Source organism: Streptomyces sp. bgisy027, assembly GCF_057710365.1.
In genome coordinates, this window is the sequence record NZ_JBYIVZ010000022.1 from 90791 (window position 1) to 112279 (window position 21489).

20 protein-coding genes are annotated in these 21489 nt (G+C 70.3%); 12 read left to right on the top strand and 8 right to left on the bottom strand.

The window, feature by feature from the left end:
- The first annotated feature begins 7 nt into the window (after window positions 1-7).
- Both AC3ETA_RS23400 and AC3ETA_RS23405 read left to right on the top strand, forming a co-directional pair.
- Window positions 8-259, top strand: coding sequence for an exodeoxyribonuclease VII small subunit (locus AC3ETA_RS23400; RefSeq protein WP_432194847.1), 252 nt, complete (start codon window positions 8-10; stop codon window positions 257-259).
- A gap of 190 nt (window positions 260-449) precedes the next feature.
- Complete coding sequence (locus AC3ETA_RS23405; protein ID WP_432194848.1) at window positions 450-1040, top strand: malonic semialdehyde reductase; 591 nt, start codon at window positions 450-452, stop codon at window positions 1038-1040.
- Between the two features lie 164 nt (window positions 1041-1204).
- On the opposite strand, the gene AC3ETA_RS23410 is transcribed toward AC3ETA_RS23405, so the two are convergent.
- Window positions 1205-1726: a DUF4245 domain-containing protein gene (locus tag AC3ETA_RS23410; protein WP_432194849.1), complete on the bottom strand. Its 522-nt coding sequence runs from the start codon at window positions 1724-1726 to the stop codon at window positions 1205-1207.
- A gap of 126 nt (window positions 1727-1852) precedes the next feature.
- On the opposite strand from AC3ETA_RS23410, the gene glpX reads away from it, so the two are divergent.
- Window positions 1853-2890 (top strand): class II fructose-bisphosphatase, encoded by a 1038-nt coding sequence (glpX, locus tag AC3ETA_RS23415; RefSeq protein WP_388213041.1) that lies wholly within the window; start codon window positions 1853-1855, stop codon window positions 2888-2890.
- 85 nt (window positions 2891-2975) lie between these two features.
- Here the strand turns inward: glpX and AC3ETA_RS23420 are convergent, their stop codons facing one another.
- Entirely contained in the window at window positions 2976-3353 is a 378-nt protein-coding gene (locus AC3ETA_RS23420) for a WhiB family transcriptional regulator (protein ID WP_269643755.1), read from the bottom strand.
- 173 nt (window positions 3354-3526) lie between these two features.
- A complete protein-coding gene (locus AC3ETA_RS23425; protein WP_432194850.1) occupies window positions 3527-4210 on the bottom strand; it encodes a DUF1707 SHOCT-like domain-containing protein in 684 nt (227 codons plus the stop codon).
- A gap of 168 nt (window positions 4211-4378) precedes the next feature.
- Here AC3ETA_RS23425 and AC3ETA_RS23430 point away from each other — a divergent pair, with 168 nt between their 5' ends.
- The 4 genes from AC3ETA_RS23430 (at window position 4379) to AC3ETA_RS23445 (ending at window position 10934) form a co-directional block, all read left to right on the top strand.
- The gene (locus AC3ETA_RS23430) at window positions 4379-6046 is read left to right on the top strand and encodes a fumarate hydratase (RefSeq protein WP_432194851.1); all 1668 of its coding nucleotides are present in this window, start codon (window positions 4379-4381) and stop codon (window positions 6044-6046) included.
- Between the two features lie 324 nt (window positions 6047-6370).
- Window positions 6371-7756: a class II fumarate hydratase gene (locus AC3ETA_RS23435; protein ID WP_432194852.1), complete on the top strand. Its 1386-nt coding sequence runs from the start codon at window positions 6371-6373 to the stop codon at window positions 7754-7756.
- Window positions 7757-7828: 72 nt separating this feature from the next.
- Window positions 7829-8524 (top strand): cytidylyl-2-hydroxypropylphosphonate hydrolase, encoded by a 696-nt coding sequence (fomD, locus tag AC3ETA_RS23440; RefSeq protein ID WP_432194853.1) that lies wholly within the window; start codon window positions 7829-7831, stop codon window positions 8522-8524.
- Window positions 8525-8807: 283 nt separating this feature from the next.
- Window positions 8808-10934 carry a SpoIIE family protein phosphatase gene (locus AC3ETA_RS23445; RefSeq protein WP_432194854.1) on the top strand — a complete coding sequence of 709 codons (2127 nt, stop codon included), beginning with the start codon at window positions 8808-8810 and terminating at the stop codon, window positions 10932-10934.
- An 85-nt stretch (window positions 10935-11019) separates the two neighbouring features.
- Here AC3ETA_RS23445 and AC3ETA_RS23450 read toward each other — a convergent pair whose 3' ends face one another.
- Complete coding sequence (locus AC3ETA_RS23450; RefSeq protein ID WP_432194855.1) at window positions 11020-13404, bottom strand: transglycosylase domain-containing protein; 2385 nt, start codon at window positions 13402-13404, stop codon at window positions 11020-11022.
- Between the two features lie 268 nt (window positions 13405-13672).
- Between AC3ETA_RS23450 and AC3ETA_RS23455 the strand changes: the two genes are divergently transcribed.
- The 5 genes from AC3ETA_RS23455 to AC3ETA_RS23475 all read left to right on the top strand — a co-directional run bounded on the left by AC3ETA_RS23455 (window position 13673) and on the right by AC3ETA_RS23475 (window position 18532).
- On the top strand, window positions 13673-14644 hold the full coding sequence (locus AC3ETA_RS23455) for an SPFH domain-containing protein (RefSeq protein ID WP_432194856.1): 972 nt from the start codon (window positions 13673-13675) through the stop codon (window positions 14642-14644).
- On the top strand, window positions 14641-14886 hold the full coding sequence (locus AC3ETA_RS23460) for a type II toxin-antitoxin system antitoxin (RefSeq protein ID WP_432194857.1): 246 nt from the start codon (window positions 14641-14643) through the stop codon (window positions 14884-14886). The genes AC3ETA_RS23455 and AC3ETA_RS23460 overlap by 4 nt, the downstream gene beginning before the upstream one ends.
- A gap of 105 nt (window positions 14887-14991) precedes the next feature.
- The gene (locus tag AC3ETA_RS23465) at window positions 14992-15516 is read left to right on the top strand and encodes a PadR family transcriptional regulator (RefSeq protein WP_030952544.1); all 525 of its coding nucleotides are present in this window, start codon (window positions 14992-14994) and stop codon (window positions 15514-15516) included.
- Window positions 15513-16202, top strand: a complete 690-nt coding sequence (locus AC3ETA_RS23470; RefSeq protein WP_271665613.1) for an ABC transporter ATP-binding protein — start codon at window positions 15513-15515, stop codon at window positions 16200-16202. The genes AC3ETA_RS23465 and AC3ETA_RS23470 overlap by 4 nt, the downstream gene beginning before the upstream one ends.
- The gene (locus AC3ETA_RS23475; protein WP_432194858.1) at window positions 16199-18532 is read left to right on the top strand and encodes an ABC transporter permease; all 2334 of its coding nucleotides are present in this window, start codon (window positions 16199-16201) and stop codon (window positions 18530-18532) included. The genes AC3ETA_RS23470 and AC3ETA_RS23475 overlap by 4 nt, the downstream gene beginning before the upstream one ends.
- A gap of 61 nt (window positions 18533-18593) precedes the next feature.
- Here the strand turns inward: AC3ETA_RS23475 and AC3ETA_RS23480 are convergent, their stop codons facing one another.
- From AC3ETA_RS23480 to AC3ETA_RS23495, 4 genes are all read right to left on the bottom strand, one after another.
- Entirely contained in the window at window positions 18594-19022 is a 429-nt protein-coding gene (locus AC3ETA_RS23480) for a hypothetical protein (RefSeq protein WP_432194859.1), read from the bottom strand.
- 4 nt (window positions 19023-19026) lie between these two features.
- A complete protein-coding gene (locus tag AC3ETA_RS23485) occupies window positions 19027-19413 on the bottom strand; it encodes a roadblock/LC7 domain-containing protein (protein ID WP_432194860.1) in 387 nt (128 codons plus the stop codon).
- Between the two features lie 53 nt (window positions 19414-19466).
- Window positions 19467-20303, bottom strand: a complete 837-nt coding sequence (locus AC3ETA_RS23490; protein ID WP_432194861.1) for a MarR family transcriptional regulator — start codon at window positions 20301-20303, stop codon at window positions 19467-19469.
- Between the two features lie 154 nt (window positions 20304-20457).
- A complete protein-coding gene (locus AC3ETA_RS23495) occupies window positions 20458-21405 on the bottom strand; it encodes a LysR substrate-binding domain-containing protein (RefSeq protein ID WP_432194862.1) in 948 nt (315 codons plus the stop codon).
- Window positions 21406-21489 lie beyond the last annotated feature (84 nt).

The following is a 21489-nucleotide window of genomic DNA, read 5'->3' on the forward strand; positions in this document are numbered from 1 at the left end:
TGGGCGCATGACCAGCAAGGTGGAAGAAGCGCTCGGGTACGAGCAGGCCCGGGACGAGCTGATCGAGGTCGTCCGGCGGCTGGAGGCGGGCGGTACGACGCTGGAGGAGTCCCTCGCGCTCTGGGAGCGCGGCGAGGAGCTGGCCAAGGTCTGCCGTCGCTGGCTGGACGGGGCACGGGCGCGGCTGGACGCGGCCCTGGCCGAGGAGGCCGAGGCCGAGGCGGAGGCCGTGCGGGAGAGCGCCGGGGACGAGTCCTAGGCGGCGCCGGCGAGCCAGCCGACGGGGCGACCGAGAGCCGTCACACCTGATCGGACTGTGAAGCGGATCACCACACCCCGCTTTTTGTTGAACCTTGAACATGTCTGGCGTACCGTCTTCAGCGTAAACGGTCCACGGTCCGTTTACGCACCGCCCATGACGCACACGCACAACCCGAGAAGGTTCACGCATGTCTCTCGTTCTTGACCCCGCCGCCCAGGACCTGCTGTTCCGCGAGGCCCGCACCGCGAACACGTTCACCGACGAACCGGTGACCGAGGAGCAGGTCCAGGCGATCTACGACCTGGTCAAGTACGGCCCCACCGCCTTCAACCAGACCCCGCTGCGCATCACCCTGGTCCGCTCGGCCGAGGCCCGTGAGCGTCTGGTGCAGCACATGTCCGAGGGCAACCAGGCCAAGACCGCGAGCGCCCCGCTGGTCGCGATCCTCTCCGCGGACAACGAGTTCCACGAGGAGCTGCCGACCCTGTTCCCGGCCTTCCCGCAGGCCAAGGACGTCTTCTTCAGTGAGCGCCCGGCCCGCGAGAACGCCGCCGGGATGAACGCCGCCCTCCAGGCCGCGTACTTCATCGTCGGCATCCGCGCCGCGGGCCTCGCCGCCGGGCCGATGACCGGCTTCGACTTCGCGGGCGTCCGCAAGGAGTTCCTGGACGACGACCACGCCCCGCTGATGGTCGTCAACATCGGCAAGCCGGGCGCCGACGCCTGGTACCCGCGCTCCCCGCGCCTGGACTTCGACCAGGTCGTCACCACGGTCTGACCCGCCCGACCGAGCATGACGAAGGGCCCCCGGCCGGACTTGAGTTCCAGTGGTCGTTGCAACACCCCGGTTCAAGGGGTGCGATGGACTTCGAGATCCGCAGGGACAGGAAGCCGGGGCCCTTCGTCACGCGCGGTGCGTGAGCGCGTCTTGCGCGGGCGGCGTCACTGCGACTTGAGCGCCTTCGCCACCTGCGACAGCTGCTCGAAGGAACCCGTGCCCGCGACCACGGTCGTCGCGCCCTTCTCCTCCAGCACGAGCGCGTCGTAACGACCGCCCGTGTACCGCGTCCAGGTCCGGTCGCCGATCTTCTCGGTGACCTCGCTCGCCCGTCCGCCCTGGGTGGCCTTCTCCAGGAACGTCGCCGGCTTCTCGGCCGACTGCTCGACCTGGAGGTACTCCCCGCCGGCGGTGTGGAAGCCGAGGTGCCAGGCGTCGAAGTCGTCTCCCTTGAAGCGCACGGACGTCGCCTTGAAGCTCTCCGGCAGTCCCTCGGGCGCGGCCACCGGGTAGGACGCCGCACGCCGGGCCGTCAGCAGTTCGACGCGGTAGTCGATCCGCGGGAGTTCGGGAGCGCTGTCGTCACGGGGGACGAAGAGATAGATGACTCCAGCCGCGAGCACGGTCACTCCCAGCGAGAGCACCATGTTGCGGACCGACTTCTGCTTGCCGTTCGAACCTGCCACGCCCCCTATCGTCGCAGGTGCCCCGGCCGCTCATCCGTGGGGTCCCCTGCTCATTCTGCGCGCCCGAGGATAGAGTCGGGGACGAACCCTCATCCGGCCGTCGTCGTATCAGAAAGGTGCGCCTCGATGACCGAGAATCATCATCATCTGCCGTCCGAGCTCGAAGTACCCAGCGAAGCCCCCGACCGCAACCTCGCCCTGGAGCTGGTCCGCGTGACCGAGGCGGCCGCGATGGCCGCCGGCCGCTGGGTGGGGCGCGGCGACAAGAACGGCGCCGACGGTGCCGCCGTACGCGCCATGCGGACCCTCGTCCACACCGTGTCGATGAACGGCGTCGTCGTCATCGGTGAGGGCGAGAAGGACGAGGCGCCGATGCTCTTCAACGGGGAGCGGGTCGGCGACGGAACCGGGGCCGAGGTCGACATCGCCGTCGACCCGATCGACGGCACCACGCTGACCGCGAAGGGCATGCCCAACGCGATCGCCGTGCTCGCCGCGGCCGACCGGGGGTCCATGTTCGACCCGTCCGCCGTGTTCTACATGGACAAGCTGGTCACCGGGCCCGAGGCGGCCGACTTCGTCGACATCGACGCGCCCGTGGCCGTGAACATCCGCCGGGTCGCGAAGGCGAAGCGCTCCACGCCCGAGGACGTCACCGTCGTCATCCTGGACCGGCCCCGGCACGAGGGCATCATCAAGGAGATCCGGGACGCCGGCGCGCGCATCAAGCTGATCTCCGACGGCGATGTCGCGGGTTCGATCTACGCGCTGCGCGAGGGCACCGGCGTGGACATGCTGCTGGGCATCGGCGGTACGCCGGAGGGCATCATCTCGGCCTGTGCCGTGAAGTGCCTCGGCGGCACCATCCAGGGCAAGCTCTGGCCGAAGGACGACGAGGAGCGGCAGCGGGCGCTCGACGCGGGGCACGACCTGGACCGGGTCCTGATGACCGACGACCTGGTCTCCGGCGACAACGTGTTCTTCGTCGCGACCGGCATCACCGACGGCGAGCTGCTGCGCGGCGTGCGCTACCGGTCGGAGAACGCCACCACCGACTCGATCGTGATGCGGTCGAAGTCGGGGACGGTGCGGCGGATCGACTCCGAGCACCGGCTGAGCAAGCTGCGGGCCTACAGCGCGATCGACTTCGACAGGGCGAAGTGAGCGCGGGGCGGTCACCCGCCCCCAGCTGATCCGCGCAGCCGACAGGGCGCCCCCGGTGCGGAGGGGGCGCCCTGTTTCTCGTTTGTCAGCCCGCCTGCGCTATCCGGTTCGCCGCCCGCGCCGCCTTCTTCAGCTCCATGTCGCGGCGGCGGCGCCTGGCCAGGACCACGCGGCGCTCGGCGGCGGTGAGGCCGCCCCAGACGCCGTACGGCTCGGGCTGGAGCAGGGCGTGTTCACGGCACTCGACCATGACCGGACAGCGGGCACAGACCCGCTTGGCCGCCTCCTCACGGGAGAGTCGGGCCGCGGTGGGCTCCTTGGAGGGGGCGAAGAACAGGCCGGCCTCGTCACGGCGGCACACGGCCTCCGTATGCCACGGGGCGTCTTGGTCCCTGTCTCGCGCTGGCACCCGCTGGGCCGGAACGGCAGCTACCTGCATGGACGAATGCGGCGGTTGCAGCACGGTCTACTCCTGACGACGGCTTCGCGAGCGAGAGACGATGCAGCAAGGTCTACCCGCTGTGCGCGCGCCTATGCAGTGAGTTCCGAACCGCTGGATTCCGGGTGGTCCCGCGCACCGCGGCACGGCGCTTCAGCGGCCCGACAGCCGGAGTCGGCCGGTCCGGTTCACTACCGTCAACGATCCAGATGCTTGCGCAAACTCTTGTCGACCTTGCGCTGAACGCGATCGAGTATGTCCGCGACGAGCTTGCCCCGTTTCGGCCTGCCTTCGATGTTGCCCAGCACGGCCCAGCCGTCGACATGGACGACCGGCGCCTCGGGGTCCTCCGCGTCGAGGTGGTCCACCTCGAAGTTGCCGAGCACACCGCCGCCGGCGCCGCGCAGCGAGACGTTCTCCGGGACGCGGACCTCGACGTTGCCGAAGACCGAGATCGCCCGGATCATCACGTGCTGGTACTGGAAGAGCGCCTCGCTGAGGTCTATCTCGACGCTGCCGAAGATCGCGTACGCGTGGATCCGGCGGCCCGCGCGCCAGCGGCCCTTGCGGACGGCGCTGCTGAACACCGCGACGACGTTGTCGTCGGGCTCGACCGGGATCGCGCCCGGGGCCGGGCGGCTGGGGGCGGCGACGTAGGGCTCGCGGCGCCGCTGTGCGGCGGGCAGATCCCGGATGAACACCTCCAGTTCACCGACCGTCTTGGCGGCCAGGACACCCTCGACCCGCTCGGCGTGCTCATCGGCGGTCAGGCGCCCTTCGCCCAGGGCGTCGCGCAGGATGTCGGCGATCCGGTCGCGGTCGGCGTCGGAGGCCCGGAGCTCGGTGGCGGGAGCGGGCGCGGTGCGCTTCTGAAGGTCCACGGCAGCAGCGTACCCAAACACGATAGATCGCGATAGCCCCTCGCGGGGTCCTACGACGACCGTCGAACTGAGCCTTACCTCACAAGCTCGGCACCGGCGGCAGGTCCTACGCTGGTGGACGCTGCCCATGGAGGCCAGCCGCTGTCTGTCGAGTGAGGAATGGGCGAGATGCCTGAGTTCGCGTACACCGATCTGCTCCCCATGGGAGAGGACACCACCCCCTACCGGCTGGTGACCGCCGAGGGTGTCTCCACCTTCGAGGCCGACGGGCGGACGTTCCTCAAGGTGGAGCCGGAGGCGCTGCGCAAGCTGGCCGAGGAGGCCATCCACGACATCCAGCACTACCTGCGCCCGGCGCACCTCGCCCAGCTGCGCCGGATCATCGACGACCCCGAGGCGTCGGGCAACGACAAGTTCGTGGCGCTGGACCTGCTGAAGAACGCGAACATCGCGGCCGCGGGCGTGCTGCCCATGTGCCAGGACACCGGCACGGCGATCGTGATGGGCAAGCGCGGCCAGAACGTGCTGACCGAGGGCGGCGACGAGGCGGCCCTGTCCCGCGGCATCTACGACGCCTACCTCAACCTCAACCTGCGGTACTCGCAGATGGCTCCGCTCACCATGTGGGAGGAGAAGAACACCGGCTCCAACCTGCCGGCCCAGATCGAGCTGTACGCCACCGACGGCGGCGCCTACAAGTTCCTGTTCATGGCCAAGGGCGGCGGCTCCGCCAACAAGTCCTTCCTGTACCAGGAGACCAAGGCCGTCCTGAACGAGTCCTCCATGATGAAGTTCCTGGAGGAGAAGATCCGTTCGCTCGGTACGGCCGCCTGCCCGCCGTACCACCTGGCGATCGTCGTCGGCGGCACCTCCGCCGAGTACGCGCTGAAGACCGCCAAGTACGCCTCCGCGCACTACCTGGACGAGATCCCGGCCGAGGGCTCGCCGCTCGGGCACGGCTTCCGGGACAAGGAGCTGGAGGAGAAGGTCTTCGAGCTGACGCAGAAGATCGGCATCGGGGCGCAGTTCGGCGGCAAGTACTTCTGCCACGACGTGCGTGTGGTGCGCCTGCCCCGGCACGGCGCCTCCTGCCCGGTCGCCATCGCCGTCTCCTGCTCCGCCGACCGCCAGGCCGTCGCGAAGATCACCGCCGAGGGCGTCTTCCTGGAGCAGCTGGAGACGGACCCGGCGCGCTTCCTGCCGGAGACGACCGACGAGCACCTCGACGAGTCCTCGGACGTCGTGCGCATCGACCTCAACCAGCCGATGGACGACATCCTCGCCGAGCTGACCAAGTACCCGGTCAAGACCCGGCTCTCGCTCACCGGCCCGCTGGTCGTGGCCCGTGACATCGCGCACGCCAAGATCAAGGAGCGGCTGGACGCGGGCGAGGAGATGCCGCAGTACCTGAAGGACCACCCGGTGTACTACGCCGGGCCGGCGAAGACCCCCGAGGGCTACGCGTCCGGTTCCTTCGGTCCGACGACGGCCGGCCGCATGGACTCCTACGTCGAGCAGTTCCAGGCCGCCGGCGGCTCCAAGGTGATGCTCGCCAAGGGCAACCGCAGCAAGCAGGTCACCGACGCGTGCGACACGCACGGCGGCTTCTACCTCGGCTCCATCGGCGGCCCCGCCGCCCGCCTCGCCCAGGACTGCATCAAGAAGGTCGAGGTCGTCGAGTACGAGGAGCTCGGCATGGAGGCCGTCTGGAAGATCGAGGTCGAGGACTTCCCGGCGTTCATCGTGGTCGACGACAAGGGCAACGACTTCTTCCAGGACCCGGCTCCGGCGCCGACGTTCACGACGATCCCGGTCCGGGGCCCCGGGCCGGCGTAGCGCCATCGGGCGGCCGGAGATGGATTCCGCCCCCGCTGCCCCTACCCGTCCCGTCCCCAGGGGCTCCGCCCCTTCGCCCCCGCCTGGGGCTGCGCCCCAGGCCCCCTTCGGCCTGAACGGCCTCGTCCTCACACGCCGGACGGGCTGAGTGGTGCCGTCGGACGAACAAGTCCAACGACTTCTTCCAGGACCCGGCGCCCGCCCCGGCGTTCACCGGCATCCCGGTGCGCGGCCCCGGTCTGGCGTAAGCCCCCCGGGCCCGCTCGGTCGCGCGATCGGCGCAGGGCCCGGAACATCCGGGCCCGCTCGGTCGCTGTACCGGGCATGAGCGAATACCGCATCGAGCACGACTCCATGGGCGAGATCCGCGTCCCGGCGGACGCCAAGTGGCGGGCCCAGACCCAGCGTGCCGTCGAGAACTTCCCGATCTCCGGACAGCACATCGAGCGTGCCCACATCGAGGCGCTCGCGCGCATCAAGGGCGCCGCCGCCAAGGTGAACGCGCGCCTCGGCGTGCTCGATGAGGACATCGCGGAGGCGATCCAGGAGGCGGCCGGGGAGGTCGCGCGCGGTGACTGGGACGCGCACTTCCCGATCGACGTCTTCCAGACCGGTTCGGGCACCTCGTCGAACATGAACACCAACGAGGTCGTCGCCACGCTCGCGACCGAGCGGCTCGGCCGGGACGTCCACCCGAACGACCACGTCAACGCCTCGCAGTCGTCCAACGACGTCTTCCCGTCGTCGATCCACATCGCCGCGACCGCCGCCGTCACCCGTGACCTCGTCCCGGCCCTGGAGCACCTCGCCGCCGCCCTGGAGCGCAAGTCCGGGGAGTTCGCCGACGTGGTGAAGTCGGGGCGCACCCACCTCATGGACGCCACGCCCGTGACGCTGGGGCAGGAGTTCGGCGGCTACGCCGCCCAGATCCGCTACGGCGTCGAGCGGCTCTACGCCTCCCTCCCCCGCCTCGCCGAGCTGCCCCTGGGCGGCACGGCCGTCGGCACCGGCATCAACACCCCGCCCGGCTTCTCCGCCGCGGTCATCGAGGAGGTCGCCCGCGTCACGGGGCTGCCGCTCACCGAGGCCCGCGACCACTTCGAGGCGCAGGGCGCGCGGGACGGCATCGTCGAGACCAGCGGCCAGCTCAGGACCATCGCCGTGGGCCTGACGAAGATCGCCAACGATCTGCGGTGGGCGGCGTCCGGGCCGCGCACCGGGCTCGCCGAGATCAACCTGCCCGATCTCCAGCCCGGTTCGTCGATCATGCCCGGCAAGGTCAACCCGGTGATCCCCGAGGCCGTGCTCATGGTCGCCGCCCAGGTCACCGGCAACGACGCCACCGTCGCCGCCGCGGGCGCGGCCGGCAACTTCGAGCTCAACGTGATGCTGCCGGTCATCGCCAAGAACGTGCTGGAGTCGATCCGGCTGCTCACCAACGTCTCCCGGCTGCTCGCCGACAAGACCGTGGACGGCATCACCGCGAACCGGGAACGGGCCCGCGAGTACGCCGAGTCGTCACCCTCCGTGGTCACCCCGCTCAACAAGTACATCGGGTACGAGGAGGCCGCCAAGGTCGCCAAGAAGGCCCTCGCGGAGCGCAGGACCATCCGCCAAGTCGTCCTGGACGGCGGCTACGTGGAGCGCGGCGACCTCACGCTGGAGCAGTTGGACGAGGCCCTCGACGTGCTGAGGATGACACGGCCGTAACCGATGATCACGGTGGTGTGAACCGTGACGGGCGCCGCAGCGTCGTATGCCTGTGGCACCTAATATCTGTTCATGACGGACGGTGGAGCGATGACGACGGAAGTGGCGGCGGGCGGTTCGCCGGGCCGCTGGGCGCCCGGGACGCGGATCCTGTGGCGGTACCGGGAGAACGCCGGCCGTCGCTTCCACATCGTGCGCCCCGTCACCGTCGTCCGCGACGACGAGGACATCCTCGCCGTGTGGCTCGCCCCGGGCACGGAGTGCGTCAAGCCGGTGCTCGCCGATGGCACGTCAGTGCATCAGGAGCCCCTTGGGACCCGTTACACCAAGCCGCGTTCCGTCCAGCGCGACCGGTGGTTCGGGACCGGTGTGCTCAAGCTCGCACGCCCCGGTGAGCCGTGGTCGGTGTGGCTGTTCTGGGAGCCGGGGTGGCAGTTCAAGAACTGGTACGTGAACCTTGAGGAGCCGCTGTCCCGTTGGTCGGGCGGGGTGGACTCCGAGGACCACTTCCTCGACATCTCCGTGCATCCGGACCGCAGTTGGCACTGGCGTGACGAGGACGAGTTCGCGCAGGCCCAGCGGGACGGGCTGATGGACGAACAGCTGGCCGCGCGGGTGCGCCGGGCGGGCCGCGACGCGGTGGAGATGATCCGCGCCTGGGGGCCTCCGTTCGCCGACGGATGGCAGCACTGGCGCCCCGATCCCGCCTGGGCTGTACCTTCTTTGCCTGAGGACTGGGATCGCACGCCCGCGCACATGTCCTCATGAGACCCTTGATGCGCCCCCGGGCTACAAACGTAGGATCGTCCTCCGCAAGGGCGCGCAAGGGCAACTACCGAAGTGCGCGCCGGGCTTGACCGATCGTCACCGAGGGGCGGCAGGACGTGAGCGAGGGTTACCAGGGCGATGCCAGTACGGACCGGAGGCGGTCCTGCACCGGTGGCACAGGAACTGTCTCTGGCCACGCGGGAATTCCGTTCCTGGGGCACGTATTCCGGGTATCGGAGTTTCGGCGGGACGAACTGCACGCGCGGCGCGCAGCCCCGGACGGATGGATTCGAAAGGCGTGACGGAGCAGCCGACCTCCTTCGAACGCCCCGAGACGGGCGTCGACCCCGCGGAGTCCCGCGGGGCGCTCGTGCGTGCCTCGACACCGTCGACGACGCACTCCGCGCCGCCGCACACCCCTGGCGGCGGCACCGCCTTACCCGCGCAGGCGCGCACCGGTGACACCCCCTCCACGCCGGGCACCACCGCACCGTCCGGCCCGAGCAAGGAGCACCCAGACATCGCCGGCAACGGCCCCGAGCACTCGCAGCCCTCCGTCGCCGCCGAGCCCGACACTCACCGGCCGCGGCCCGTCACAGAGGCCATCCCGCCCCAGCCCGGCACCGAACAGCCGTCGGTCTCCGCCGAGCGGCGCACCGGACAGGCCGTGCAGCCCGGCCGGCCGACGCCCATGCGGCGTGACGGCGACCGGCTGCGCTTCGTGGGCGCGGCCACCCGGCGCATCGCCCGCGGCATCGACCTGGACGAGATCGTGATGGGGCTGTGCCGGGCGACCGTGCCGACCTTCTCCGACGCGATCCTCGTCTATCTGCGCGACCCCCTGCCGGTCGGCGACGAGCGGCCCACCGGGCCCGTAGTACTGCGGCTGCGCCGCACCGACCGCATCCCGGAGGAGCGGGACAGCGAGAACGGCTTCCTGCCCGCACAGCAGCAGCCGGAGCCGACCGAGCTCTCCGAACTGTCGTCGCTGACGGCCGAACTGTGCGAAGTACGTCCCGGTGGCGCGCTCGCCGAGGTGCTGCGCGGGGTACGTCCCGTGTTCGCCGACGCGCCCGCCGCCCGCGCCGCCCTGCCGGAGCTGGTCGGCGACGACGGCCAGTTGATCATCCCCGACGGCCAGCGCGCGATCCTCGCCCCGCTGCGCGGCCGCCGCCGGGTCATCGGCGCCGCGGTCTTCCTGCGCCGCCCGGAGCGCCTCGCCTTCGAGCCGGACGACCTCCTGGTCGCCGCCCAGCTCGCCACGCACAGCGCGCTCGGCATCGACAAGGCCGTGCTGTACGGCCGCGAGGCGTACATCGCCGACGAGCTCCAGCGCACCATGCTGCCCGAGACGCTCCCCCGCCCGACCGGCGTGCGACTGGCCTCCCGCTATCTCCCGGCGGCCGAGACGGCCCGCGTCGGCGGCGACTGGTACGACGCGATCCCGCTGCCGGGCAGCCGGGTGGCGCTGGTGGTCGGTGACGTCATGGGCCACTCCATGACCTCGGCGGCGATCATGGGCCAGCTGCGGACCACCGCCCAGACTCTCGCCGGCCTGGACCTGCCGCCCCAGGAGGTCCTGCACCACCTCGACGAGCAGGCCCAGCGCCTGGGCACCGACCGCATGGCGACCTGCCTGTACGCGGTCTACGACCCGGTCTCGCACCGCATCACCATCGCCAACGCCGGTCATCCGCCGCCCGTCCTGCTGCACCTGGGCGGCCGGGCCGAGGTGCTCCGGGTGCCCGCGGGCGCGCCGATCGGGGTCGGCGGCGTCGACTTCGAGGCCGTCGAACTGGACGCACCGGCCGGGGCGACCCTGCTGCTCTACACCGACGGCCTGGTCGAGTCCCGGCTGCGCGACGTCTGGACCGGCATAGAACAGCTGCGCGAGAAGCTCGCCGCGACCGCCCAGCTCACCGGGCCCGACCATCCGCCGCCGCTGGAGGCCCTGTGCGACGAGGTGCTCGACATGCTCGGGCCGGGCGACCGGGACGACGACATCGCGCTGCTCGCCGCCCGCTTCGACGGCATCGCGCCGAGCGACGTGGCGTACTGGTTCCTGGAGCCCGAGGACGCGGCTCCGGGCCGTGCCCGGCGGCTGGCGCGGCGTGCGCTGGCCCGCTGGGGCCTGGAGGAACTGACCGACTCGGTCGAGCTGTTGGTCAGCGAGGTCGTCACGAACGCCGTGCGGTACGCCTCGCGGCCGGTGACGCTGCGGCTGCTGCGGACCGATGTGCTGCGGTGCGAGGTCGGCGACGATGTGCCGCAGCTGCCTCGGTTGCGGCAGGCCCGGGCCACCGATGAGGGCGGGCGGGGGCTGTATCTCGTCAACCGGCTGGCTCGACGGTGGGGGGCCACCCGGTTGAGCACCGGGAAAGTTGTCTGGTTCGAGTTGAATCGCGGCTAGTCGCCGTAAGGGAACTGCGCGTCGCCGAGTGCGGGTGCGTGGTGGCTGAGCGCGCAGTTCCCCGCGCCCCTGAAAGGGCGCTTTCCTACTGTTCGTTTCCGGGTCTGGCCGGGTCCAGGGTGATGTCGCCCGTCGGTTCGTCCGTCGGCTCGTCCGTGGGGGCCTCGGTCGTCGGCTCCTCCGTGGGCTCCTGAGTCGTCGGCTCCTCGGTCGGCTCCTTCGTCGTCGGCTCCTCCGTGGGCTCCTTCGTCGTCGGCTCGTCCGTCGGTTCCTCGGTCGTGGGCTCCTCGGTCGGGGTCGGGGTCCACGTCGGCTGGACGGCGGCGCCCTGGTCGGTGTCGAGGTCGAACCTGGCGTCCGGGTCGGTCACCCCGAACATGTACGCCGCCCAGATCTGCGCCGGGAAGCCACCGCCGTTGACGCGGTCGAAGCCGCCGGCGCCGTACATCTTGGTCTGCGCGTGGGTCTTGGCGTCCTCGCCGAACAGGCCCACCGAGGTGACGAGGTCGGGCGTGTAGCCGGTGAACCAGGCCGACTTGTTGTCGTCGGAGGTACCCGTCTTGCCGGCGACCTTCTGGCCGTCGCGCTTGGGGTTGTTCGCCACGGACCGGCGGGCCGTACCGTCGTCGACCACGCCGGTCAGTACCGAGGTCACGGTGTCCGCGGCCTCGGCGCTGATGACCTGTTCGCCGATCGGGTCCGGGATCTCGACCGTACGGCTGTTGTGCTCGGCCTTCTTGAGGATGCCGGGTGTGACCTTCTTGCCGTGGTTGTCGAGGGTGGCGTACACCCCGGCCATCTGGAGCGGGCTCGCGCCCATGGTGCCCAGGGTCTGCGCCGGTACGGCCTGCTCGTCCTCGGTGTTCATGCCGAGCTTGCCGGCCACGTCCATGACGTTCTTCATGCCGACGTCGACGCCCATCTGCGCGAAGACGGAGTTGACGGACTTGTTCATCGCCGTCTGGACGGTGATGTCGCCGTAGTCCTGGTCGTCCTCGTTCTCGGGCGCGAAGCCGACCTTCTTGCCGTTCGCGTCCACGACGGGGCGCTTGCTGGTGCCGTCGTAGACGGTGTTCGCGGTGATCGGCTTGCCGGACTGGGTCTCGGCGTCCCCTTCCAGCGCGGCGGCCAGGATCACCGGCTTGAAGGTCGACGCCGGCTGGTAGTCGGTGCGGGTGGCGTTGCTCGTGTAGTGCTTGAAGTAGTCCACGCCGCCGTACAGGGCGACGATCTTCCCCGTCCCGGGGTCGACCGAGACCGCGCCGGCCTGGACGTTCCCGTCGACCTTGCGCTTCTTCTTGTCGAGCTTGCTCGTCAGCTGGGCCTTGACGGCCTTCTCCAGCGCGACCTGCTTCTTCTTGTCGACGTTCAGGGTGATGGTCCAGCCCTGGTCGACGACCGCGGCCTCGGCCTGGGAGCGGGTGATGCCCTGCTGCTGCATCAGCTGGTCCTCCAGCTGACGGTTGGCCAGCTCGATCAGATAGCCCTTCTGACCCTCCCGGCCCGCGGTGGGTTTGGGCTCCTCCGGCACCGGAAGCTTCGTCAGCTCCTGGCGCTCGGACCGGTCCAGCCAGCCCTCCTCGACCATGTTGTCCAGGACGTAGTTCCAGCGGTTGGTGACCAGCCGCTTGCCGGCGGGGGAGGCGGCATACCAGTCGTACTGGCTCGGCGCCTGGAGCAGCGCGGCGAGGTAGGCGCCCTGCGCGACGGAGAGCTTCTCGGCGTCCTTGCGGTAGTAGGCCTGGGCGGCGGCCTGGATGCCGTAGGCGCCGCGACCGTAGTAGCTGGTGTTGATGTAGCCGGCGAGGATGTCGTCCTTGGACATCTGGCGGTCGACCTTCAGGGAGATGACGATCTCCTTGAGCTTGCGGCTGACCGTCTGCTCCTGGCTGAGGTAGTAGTTCTTGACGTACTGCTGGGTGATGGTCGAACCACCCTGCGCGCCCTTGCCCATCAGCGTGTTGAGCACACCGCGGGTGGTGCCCTTCAGGTCGATGCCGTGGTCGTCGTAGAACGTCTTGTTCTCGGCGGCGACGAAGGTGTACTGGACCTTCTTGGGCACCTTGGACAGGTCGACGATCTCGCGGTTGACCTCGCCGTCGCGGGCCAGGGGCGAGCCGTCGCTGTACTTGTAGACGTTGCTCTGCCGCTGGGCGGCCTGGGCCGCGGCGTTGTCCTTGGGCACGTCCACCGCGAGGTAGAGCGCGATGAAGGCGCCGATGCCGAGCAGGCAGAGGCCGAGGAACGTGCCGAGGATCTTCTTCCAGGTGAACAGCCGGCGTATTCGGCCCCTGCCGTCGCCTCCCTTGGCGGCGCGCCGGGCGGCGGCCCGGCCGCCGGCGGCCGACGGGTTCCCGATGACGGTGGCCGACTCGCCGGCCCCCGCGTTCGACGGCGTCCCGGACGAACGCCGGGGCGCGGCGCGGCGGCCGCCGCGCTGCCGTGCTCGTCTCTCTTCCGCTCGTCCCATGGGTCCGTTCCGCTCCGCTTCGTTCTTGTGTGCGCTGCTGTCACACAGGTTCGCCGCTCAGGTCAGCTCAGAAAGCTAACACCGGAAGATGTGACAAAGCCCGGCCGATCCGGTCTTTTACGGACGTGACAATCAGCACCTGTCCCACCGGAACCGACGGCCGAGGGGTGCGTAGGGTTGCTCGGGCGGGGTAAAGTGTTATCACTTAGCTATACTCAGGCTAGCGGAAGCTCGCTGCAGCTTCCGGAGAAAACGGGGGATATGACCCATGTCGAACACGTCGAACACGTCGAGCGCACCCGCCGACAGGACCGACGCCACGTCTGCCACCGCGGACGTACCCGAGATGCCCGCGCCCCGCGTGCGGGAGTTCACGGCGCACAGCATCGGCGGCAGCCTCGCCCTGCTGCTGGGCCTGGTCGGACTGCTGGTCGGCGCGGCACTGATCGCCGCCGGCGGCACGGTCTCGGGCGGCGGCGCCAAGGCGGCCCTGATCATCGTCGGCATCCTGGTCGTCATCGCGGCGATACTGGCGATGTGCGGGCTGAACATGGTCGCGCCGGGCGAGGCACGGGTCGTCCAGCTCTTCGGGCGCTACCGGGGCACCATCCGCGAGGACGGACTGCGCTGGGTGAACCCCTTCACCTCCCGTACGAAGATCTCGACCCGGGTCCGCAAACACGAGACGGCCGTACTGAAGGTCAACGACGCCTATGGCAACCCGATCGAGCTCGCCGCGGTCGTCGTGTGGAAGGTGGAGGACACCGCGCAGGCCACGTTCGAGGTGGACGACTTCCTGGAGTTCGTCTCCACCCAGACCGAGGCGGCCGTGCGCCACATCGCCATCGAGTACCCCTACGACGCCCATGACGAGGGCGGCCTCTCGCTGCGCGGCAACGCCGAGGAGATCACCGAGAAGCTCGCCGTCGAACTGCACGCGCGCGTGGAGGCGGCCGGGGTGCAGATCATAGAGTCGCGCTTCACGCATCTCGCGTACGCTCCCGAGATCGCCTCCGCGATGCTCCAGCGCCAGCAGGCCGGGGCGGTCGTCGCGGCCCGGCGGCAGATCGTCGACGGTGCGGTGGGCATGGTCGAGGCGGCGCTCGCCCGGATAAACGAGCGGGACATCGTGGAACTGGACGAGGAGCGCAAGGCGGCGATGGTGTCCAACCTGATGGTGGTGCTGTGCGGCGACAGGGCCCCGCAGCCGGTCCTCAACACCGGGACGCTCTACCAGTGACGGATCCCTCCGGGGGCGCAGCCCCTCAGGGTCGGCCGCAGCGCAAGCAGGTGCTGCTGCGGCTCGACCCGGCCGTGTACGAGGCGCTCGCGCGCTGGGCGGGCGACGAACTGCGGTCCGCCAACGCGCAGATCGAGTTCCTGCTGCGACGTGCGCTGGCGGAGGCGGGCCGGCTGCCGGGCGACACCAAGCCGATCCCCCGCAGGGGCCGCCCCCCGGCGAAACCGCCCGGGTCTCAGTAGCAGAACCGTGACAATCGGCCCCCACCTGGGCCTTGATACCCGCAGCCATGATCTACACACTGCGCGTATACATGGGGCGTATACACCCCGTGTAGAGTCCTGGCCATGTCCATCGGTCACACCCTTCTAGGGCTCCTGGAGTCGGGCCCCCGCCACGGTTACGACCTCAAGCGGGCCTTCGACGAGAAGTTCGGTCACGACCGGCCGCTGCACTACGGCCAGGTCTATTCGACGATGTCCCGGCTGCTGAAGAACGGTCTCGTCGAGGTCGACGGCATCGAGCCCGGCGGCGGGCCCGAGCGGAAGCGCTACGCGATCACGGACGCCGGTATCACCGACGTCCAGCGGTGGCTCGCGACGCCCGAGAAGCCGGAGCCGTACCTCCAGTCGACCCTGTACACCAAGGTCGTCCTGGCTCTGCTCACCCGGCGCGACGCCGCCGACATCCTCGACACCCAGCGGGCCGAGCACCTGCGCATGATGCGCATCCTCACCGACCGCAAGCGGAAGGGGGACCTGGCCGACCAGCTGATCTGCGACCACGCCCTGTTCCACCTGGAGGCCGACCTGCGCTGGCTGGAGCTGACCGCCGCGCGTCTCGACAAGCTTGCCGAGGTGGTGACCAAGTGACTCCGCCTCCCGGTTCCCTGCTCGCGGCCGAGGACCTGCGCAAGGCCTACGGCCCGACCCTCGCCCTCGACGGCGCGGAGTTCTCCATCCACCCCGGCGAGGTCGTCGCCGTCATGGGGCCCTCCGGCTCCGGCAAGTCCACACTCCTGCACTGCCTCGCCGGCATCGTGCCGCCGGACTCGGGGTCCATCACCTACAACGGACGTGAGCTGGCCACCATGGGCGACGCCCAGCGCAGTGCCCTCAGGCGCTCGGAGTTCGGGTTCGTCTTCCAGTTCGGCCAGCTCGTGCCGGAGCTGACCTGCGTGGAGAACGTCGCCCTGCCGCTGCGCCTGAACGGCACCTCCCGCAAGGAGGCCGAGCGCACCGCCCTGACCTGGATGGAGCGGCTGGAGGTCGACGACCTGCGCAAGAAGCGGCCCGGCGAGGTCTCCGGCGGTCAGGGGCAGCGTGTCGCCGTCGCCCGTGCGCTGGTCACCAGCCCGCGCGTGCTGTTCGCCGACGAGCCGACCGGCGCGCTGGACTCCCTCAACGGCGAGCGCGTGATGGAGCTGCTGACGGACGCCGCACGCTCCACCAACGCCGCCGTCGTCCTCGTCACACACGAGGCCCGGGTCGCCGCCTACTCCGACCGCGAGATCGTCGTACGCGACGGCAAGTCCCGGGACATGGAGCGGGTCGTATGAACATCGGCCAGTGGGGCAAGGATCTGGCCCTGGGGGTTCGGTTCGCCTTCGCCGGCGGACGCGAGGGATGGGTCCGGGCCCTGCTGACGGCCGTCGGGGTCGGGCTCGGGGTGGCGTTGCTGCTGCTGACGACCGCCGTGCCGAGTGCGCTGACCGAGCGTGAACACCGAACCAGTGCCCGGGACGACTTCACATACGGCGCGGACAAGCTGTCGAAGTCGGACGACACGCTGATCATCGCGGACGTCGACACGGCCTTCCGCAGCGACGACGTACGCGGCCGGCTCGTGGAGCCCGAAGGCTCACGGGCTCCACTGCCGCCGGGTGTCGAGAAGTTCCCGGCGAAGGGCGAGATGGTCGCCTCACCCGCGCTGAAGCGCCTGCTGGAGTCCGACTCGGGCAAGCTGCTGCGCGAACGCATCCCCTACCGGATCACCGACACCATCCGGCAGTCCGGACTCGTCGGGCCCGCCGAACTCGCCTACTACGCGCGCGGCTCGGGGATGGCGGACCATCTGAGCAACGGTTCCATCGAGCGCATCGGCTACTTCGGGCCCTCCTCAGGGGCGCAGGACGACGAGCTGGACCCGATCCTGATCCTGCTCGTCATGATCATCTTCGTGGTGCTGCTGCTGCCGGTCGGCGTGTTCATCGCCGCCGCCGTGCGTTTCGGCGGCGAGCGCAGGGATCGTCGGCTCGCGGCGCTCAGGCTGGTCGGCGCGGACGGGCGGATGGCCCGCCGGGTCGCGGGCGGCGAGGCCCTCGCCGGGGCGCTGCTCGGGCTCGTCCTCGGTGCCGGATTCTTCCTGGCGGGGCGTCAAGTGGCCGCTCTGCTGAAGGTGCGCAACATCAGTGTGTTCCCGAGCGACCTCGACCCGTCGCCCGCGCTTGCCGCGCTGGTCGCCGTCGCCGTACCGGCCGCGGCCGTGCTGGTGACCCTGTTCGCACTGCGCGGGGTCGTCATCGAGCCCCTCGGTGTGGTGCGTACGGCGAAGCCCCCGCGCCGCCGGCTGTGGTGGCGACTGCTGCTGCCCCTGGCCGGCCTCGCGCTGCTGTACCCGATGACGGGACAGGGCAACAGCAACGGGAACTTCAACGAGTGGATGGTGATCGGCGGCACCGTACTGCTGCTGATCGGCGTCACCGCACTGCTGCCGTGGCTGGTCGAGGCCGTGGTGGCCCGGCTGAACTCGGGCTCGGTCTCCTGGCAACTGGCCGTTCGCAGGCTCCAGTTGAGCAGCGGCACGGCTGCCCGCATGGTCAACGGCATCGCGGTCGCGGTGGCGGGGGCGATAGCCCTGCAGATGCTGTTCGCCGGGGTCGAGTCCGACTACACCGAACGGACGGGCAACGACACGAGCCGGGCTCAGATGACCGTGTACGTGCGCGACGACGTCCCCCTGAGCGAGGTCGCCGGGCAGTTGGCGCACACCGAGGGAGTGCGGCGCGCGACGGCCCTGTCCGAGGGCACGCTCGGCGACCGGGCCAAGGAACCCGACAACTCGGTGGAGGTGGCCGTCGGCAACTGCGCCGAGTTGCGCGAGGTGGCGCGTCTGCGGTCCTGCCGGGACGGCGACGTCTTCCGGATCCTCGGCAGCGAGTACGACGAAGGCACGCGCAAGCTCACCGAGCAGGGCGGGACTCTGTACTTCGACCCGGCCTATCCCGAAACGAGGAGCCACACGACGTCCTGGACGGTGCCCGCGGGCATCGCGACGGCGGAGCCCCGTGAGGATCCGACCGGCTACGAGCGCGGCGGCCTGCTGTTCACCCCGGGCGCGCTGCCCGAGGACGCGGCGGCCGGCATGTTCCAGATGGTGTACCTCTCGCTGGACGAGTCGGTGCCGCAGGCCGCCGAGTTCGCGCGCAACACCGCCACGCGGCTCGATCCCCTCGCCAGCGTCAACACCCTGGCCGCCAGCCGGCAGACCGAGGAGTTCCGCGCCATCCGCAACGGCCTCTTCGTCGGTGCGACCTGCGTCCTGGTGCTGATCGGCGCGAGTCTGCTGGTCTCCCAGCTGGAGCAGCTGCGTGAGCGCAAGAAGCTGCTGTCGTCGCTGGTCGCCTTCGGCACCCGGCGCCGCACGCTGAGCCTGTCGGTGCTGTGGCAGACGGCGATCCCGATCGCGCTGGGGCTGCTGCTGGCGTCGGTGGTCGGACTGACGCTCGGCGCCGTGCTGCTCAAGATGGTCGAGGCCCAGGTGAGCGTGGACTGGGCGAGCCTGCTGTCGATGACCGGTATCGGAGCCGGCGTCGTCCTCGTGGTGACGGTCCTCAGCCTGCCGCCGCTGCTGCGGCTGATGCGGCCGGACGGACTGCGCACCGAGTAGGACGGACGGCGCGCACGGCTCGGGCGGTGGGCTCCCTTCGGGGACCCCACCGCCTTCGCGTTCAGAGGCTGTACTCCCGCACGACCCGCCGGACCTGGGCGAACAGCATGCCCACGTTGACCGACTTGCGGCAGACGACGACGGCCACCACGTCCTGCTGCTCGTTCAGCCGCACGAACAGGTGCGTGAGGTTCTCACTGTTGACCAGGATCTCCTGGAAGAAGTGGTTGTCGCTGGTGATGCCGCGGCGCTCCTTGAAGACGTCCTCGATCATCACGACCGTGCGCCCCTGGAACAGGTCGAGCGTCGCGCCCGCCAGCAGGTCCAGGACCTCCGGCGGATGGTTCTCGACGGTCTCGTACGACAGCAGCATCCCGGTGGACATGTCGACCACGCCGGAGGCCACGCAGTCCGGGGCGTCGGTGCGAAGGTGCTTGACCAGGCTCATCACCTGGTCGGAGAAACCGGAGGTCATGCGCTTCGTCGCCATCCCTTCAAACTCCCTCTGGTGCCTTGTCGGTGAGGATCAGATCGATGCGTCGCAGGGCGGCCTGTGTCGCCCGGTTCAGGTGGTCCACGTCCATGCCCTCGTCGCCGAGCACGACCATCAGGGCGGTGTCGCCGACGGCGAAGAAGGCGGCACAGCCATGGCTGCCGTACGTGACCGTCCGGCGCAGGGTGCCGCGGGCGGTGGCGTCGGCGGTGCGCCTGGCGAGACCGAGACCGGCCGCGGCCAGGGCGGCGAGACCCTCCGGGTCGATGGTGTCGGCGGTGTCCGCGGCGATGAGGAGGCCGTCGGCGGCGGCGACCGCGGTGTCGGTGATCCCGGTGACCTGTTCGCGCAGGCCACGCATTTCCAGTGCCAGGGCCTTGTGATTCATGTACGCGACTCTCCTGTTTCTTTTCACATCTGATCGGCTGCTTCATTTCGGACTCATCTCGTAATTCCGTTCCGCAGGCGGAAGAAGCTGCCGGGTTTTCGGCGGGGCAGAGCGGTCGGGGGCGAAGGCGGGTACGGCGGCGGCTCGACGGGCGCCGGTTCCCTCGGACGCAGCGCATGGCCGACCGGAAAGGGACGGACGGGGATCGGCGCGGGTGCCTCGGCGCACACCAGCAGTCCGTCGCCGAGCATCCGCGCGACCTCGACCGTCACGGCGTAGACGCCGCGCCCGACCCGGAAGGCGAGATCCCGGGCGGTGCGACGGCCGTCGGCGTGGGCGAGCAGCTCGCGCCGCAGGACGGTGAGCGGGGTGTCCGCGTCGGCGGGCGCCGGTGCGGGCACGGGCCGCTCGCGGTCGGGGTGCACGGGGTGCGGCAGTTCGTTGATCGCGGTGAGTCTGCGAGCCGCTCCCTGGAGCAGGCCGAGCGGCGGTTCACCCACCGGGACCTGCGCGAACGGCTCGGTGGTGGGGACGCGTTCGCAGCCGTCGACGCGGCCGGCGGCGATGGCGAACGCGGCGTCGTGCAGCGCCATCGCGCACACGACCCGCAGCTGCGCCGCCCCCGCGTACCCGCGTGCGATGAGGGCGGTCGCCGGCCAGCGCGATCCCCCGGACTCCCGCATCAGTTCGGCCCACTGCTCGCCGCTGACCCGGCCGGAGCGCAGCAGCAGCGCCTCGGGGCCCGGCGCGCCGGGGGACTCGGCGGCAACCACCCGGCCGTCGCCGAGGTGGAGGGTGCCGCCCGGCGTCCCGCCGACCCTGAGCTCTCCGGTGAAGCCGTCACGCGCGCAGACGGCCAGGGCCCGTGCCAGGTGCTCGTAGCCCGACATCACACCCCTCGTCGTTTCGCACACACGCCTGACGCATAGCGCTGAGGGGGGAATGTGTATCAGTCCGCGCGCATATTCCGGAGAGAGATGTCCGACCTGTCGCTTGTTGACGGAAGTTGAATTTCCGGGCGACTCAAAGAACTGTGTTCGGCGCTCATTTGACCGATTGGCACACCGATACCGGCAACGGCCGAAGCGCCTCTCGCAAGGCCGCCGCCAGCTCCTCGTACTCCGCTCCCCGCGCCGCTCCCGCCCGCATCGCGAGGGCGATCCGGCGGGTGGGAGCGGGTTCGGCGAAGTAGCCGGCGAGGAGTTGGCTGCTGCGGGTCGTCTCCACCTTCAGGGCGGTCCGCGGCAGCAGCGTGCAGCCGAGACCGCCCGCGACGAGCTGCACGAGCGTCGACAGTCCGGCAGCCGTCGTGGTCACCGGAGCGTCCTCGCGGCCCGCCTCCCGGCAGATGTCGAGCGCCTGGTCGCGCAGGCAGTGCCCCTCGTCCAGGAGCAGCAGGTTGAGCGCCCTGAGCTCCTCGCGCGGGATGCCCTCGCGGCCGCCGAGCCGGTGACCGAGCGGGGTGACGAGCACGAAGTCCTCGTCGAAGAGCGGGAGTTCGGCGACCCCGGGCACCCCGAGCGGTACGGCGAGCAGCAGCAGGTCCAGGCGGCCGGTGGTGAGCCCGTCGACCAGGCTCGCGGTCTGCTCCTCGTGCACCTGGAGGTCGAGCTGCGGACAGCGGTCGTGGACCAGCCGCAGCACGGTGGGCAGCAGGTACGGCGCGACGGTGGGGATGACGCCGAGCCGCAGCACGCCGGTGAACGGGGCCCGTACCGCCTCGGCCTCCTCCATCAGCGCCCCGACCTCCGCCAGCACGGCCTTGGCCCGTACGGCCAGGCGCTCACCGGCGGGCGACAGCAGCACCTTGCGGGTGGTGCGCTCCAGCAGCGTCACTCCGAGTGACTCCTCCAGGGCGGAGACCGCGCCGGACAGGGCGGGCTGGCTCATGCCGATCGCGGCGGCCGCGTCCCGGAAATGAAGGTGCTCGGCGACGGCCGCGAAGGCCCGCAGCTGGGCGAGACTCGGCTGTCTCCTCTTACTCACGGTCACTGATAGCACACTCCGATCAACCTGACCGAGTGTAGCTATTTCCCGTATCAATGCAGCCTGTGCCAGGATCGGTAAGGTCCAACC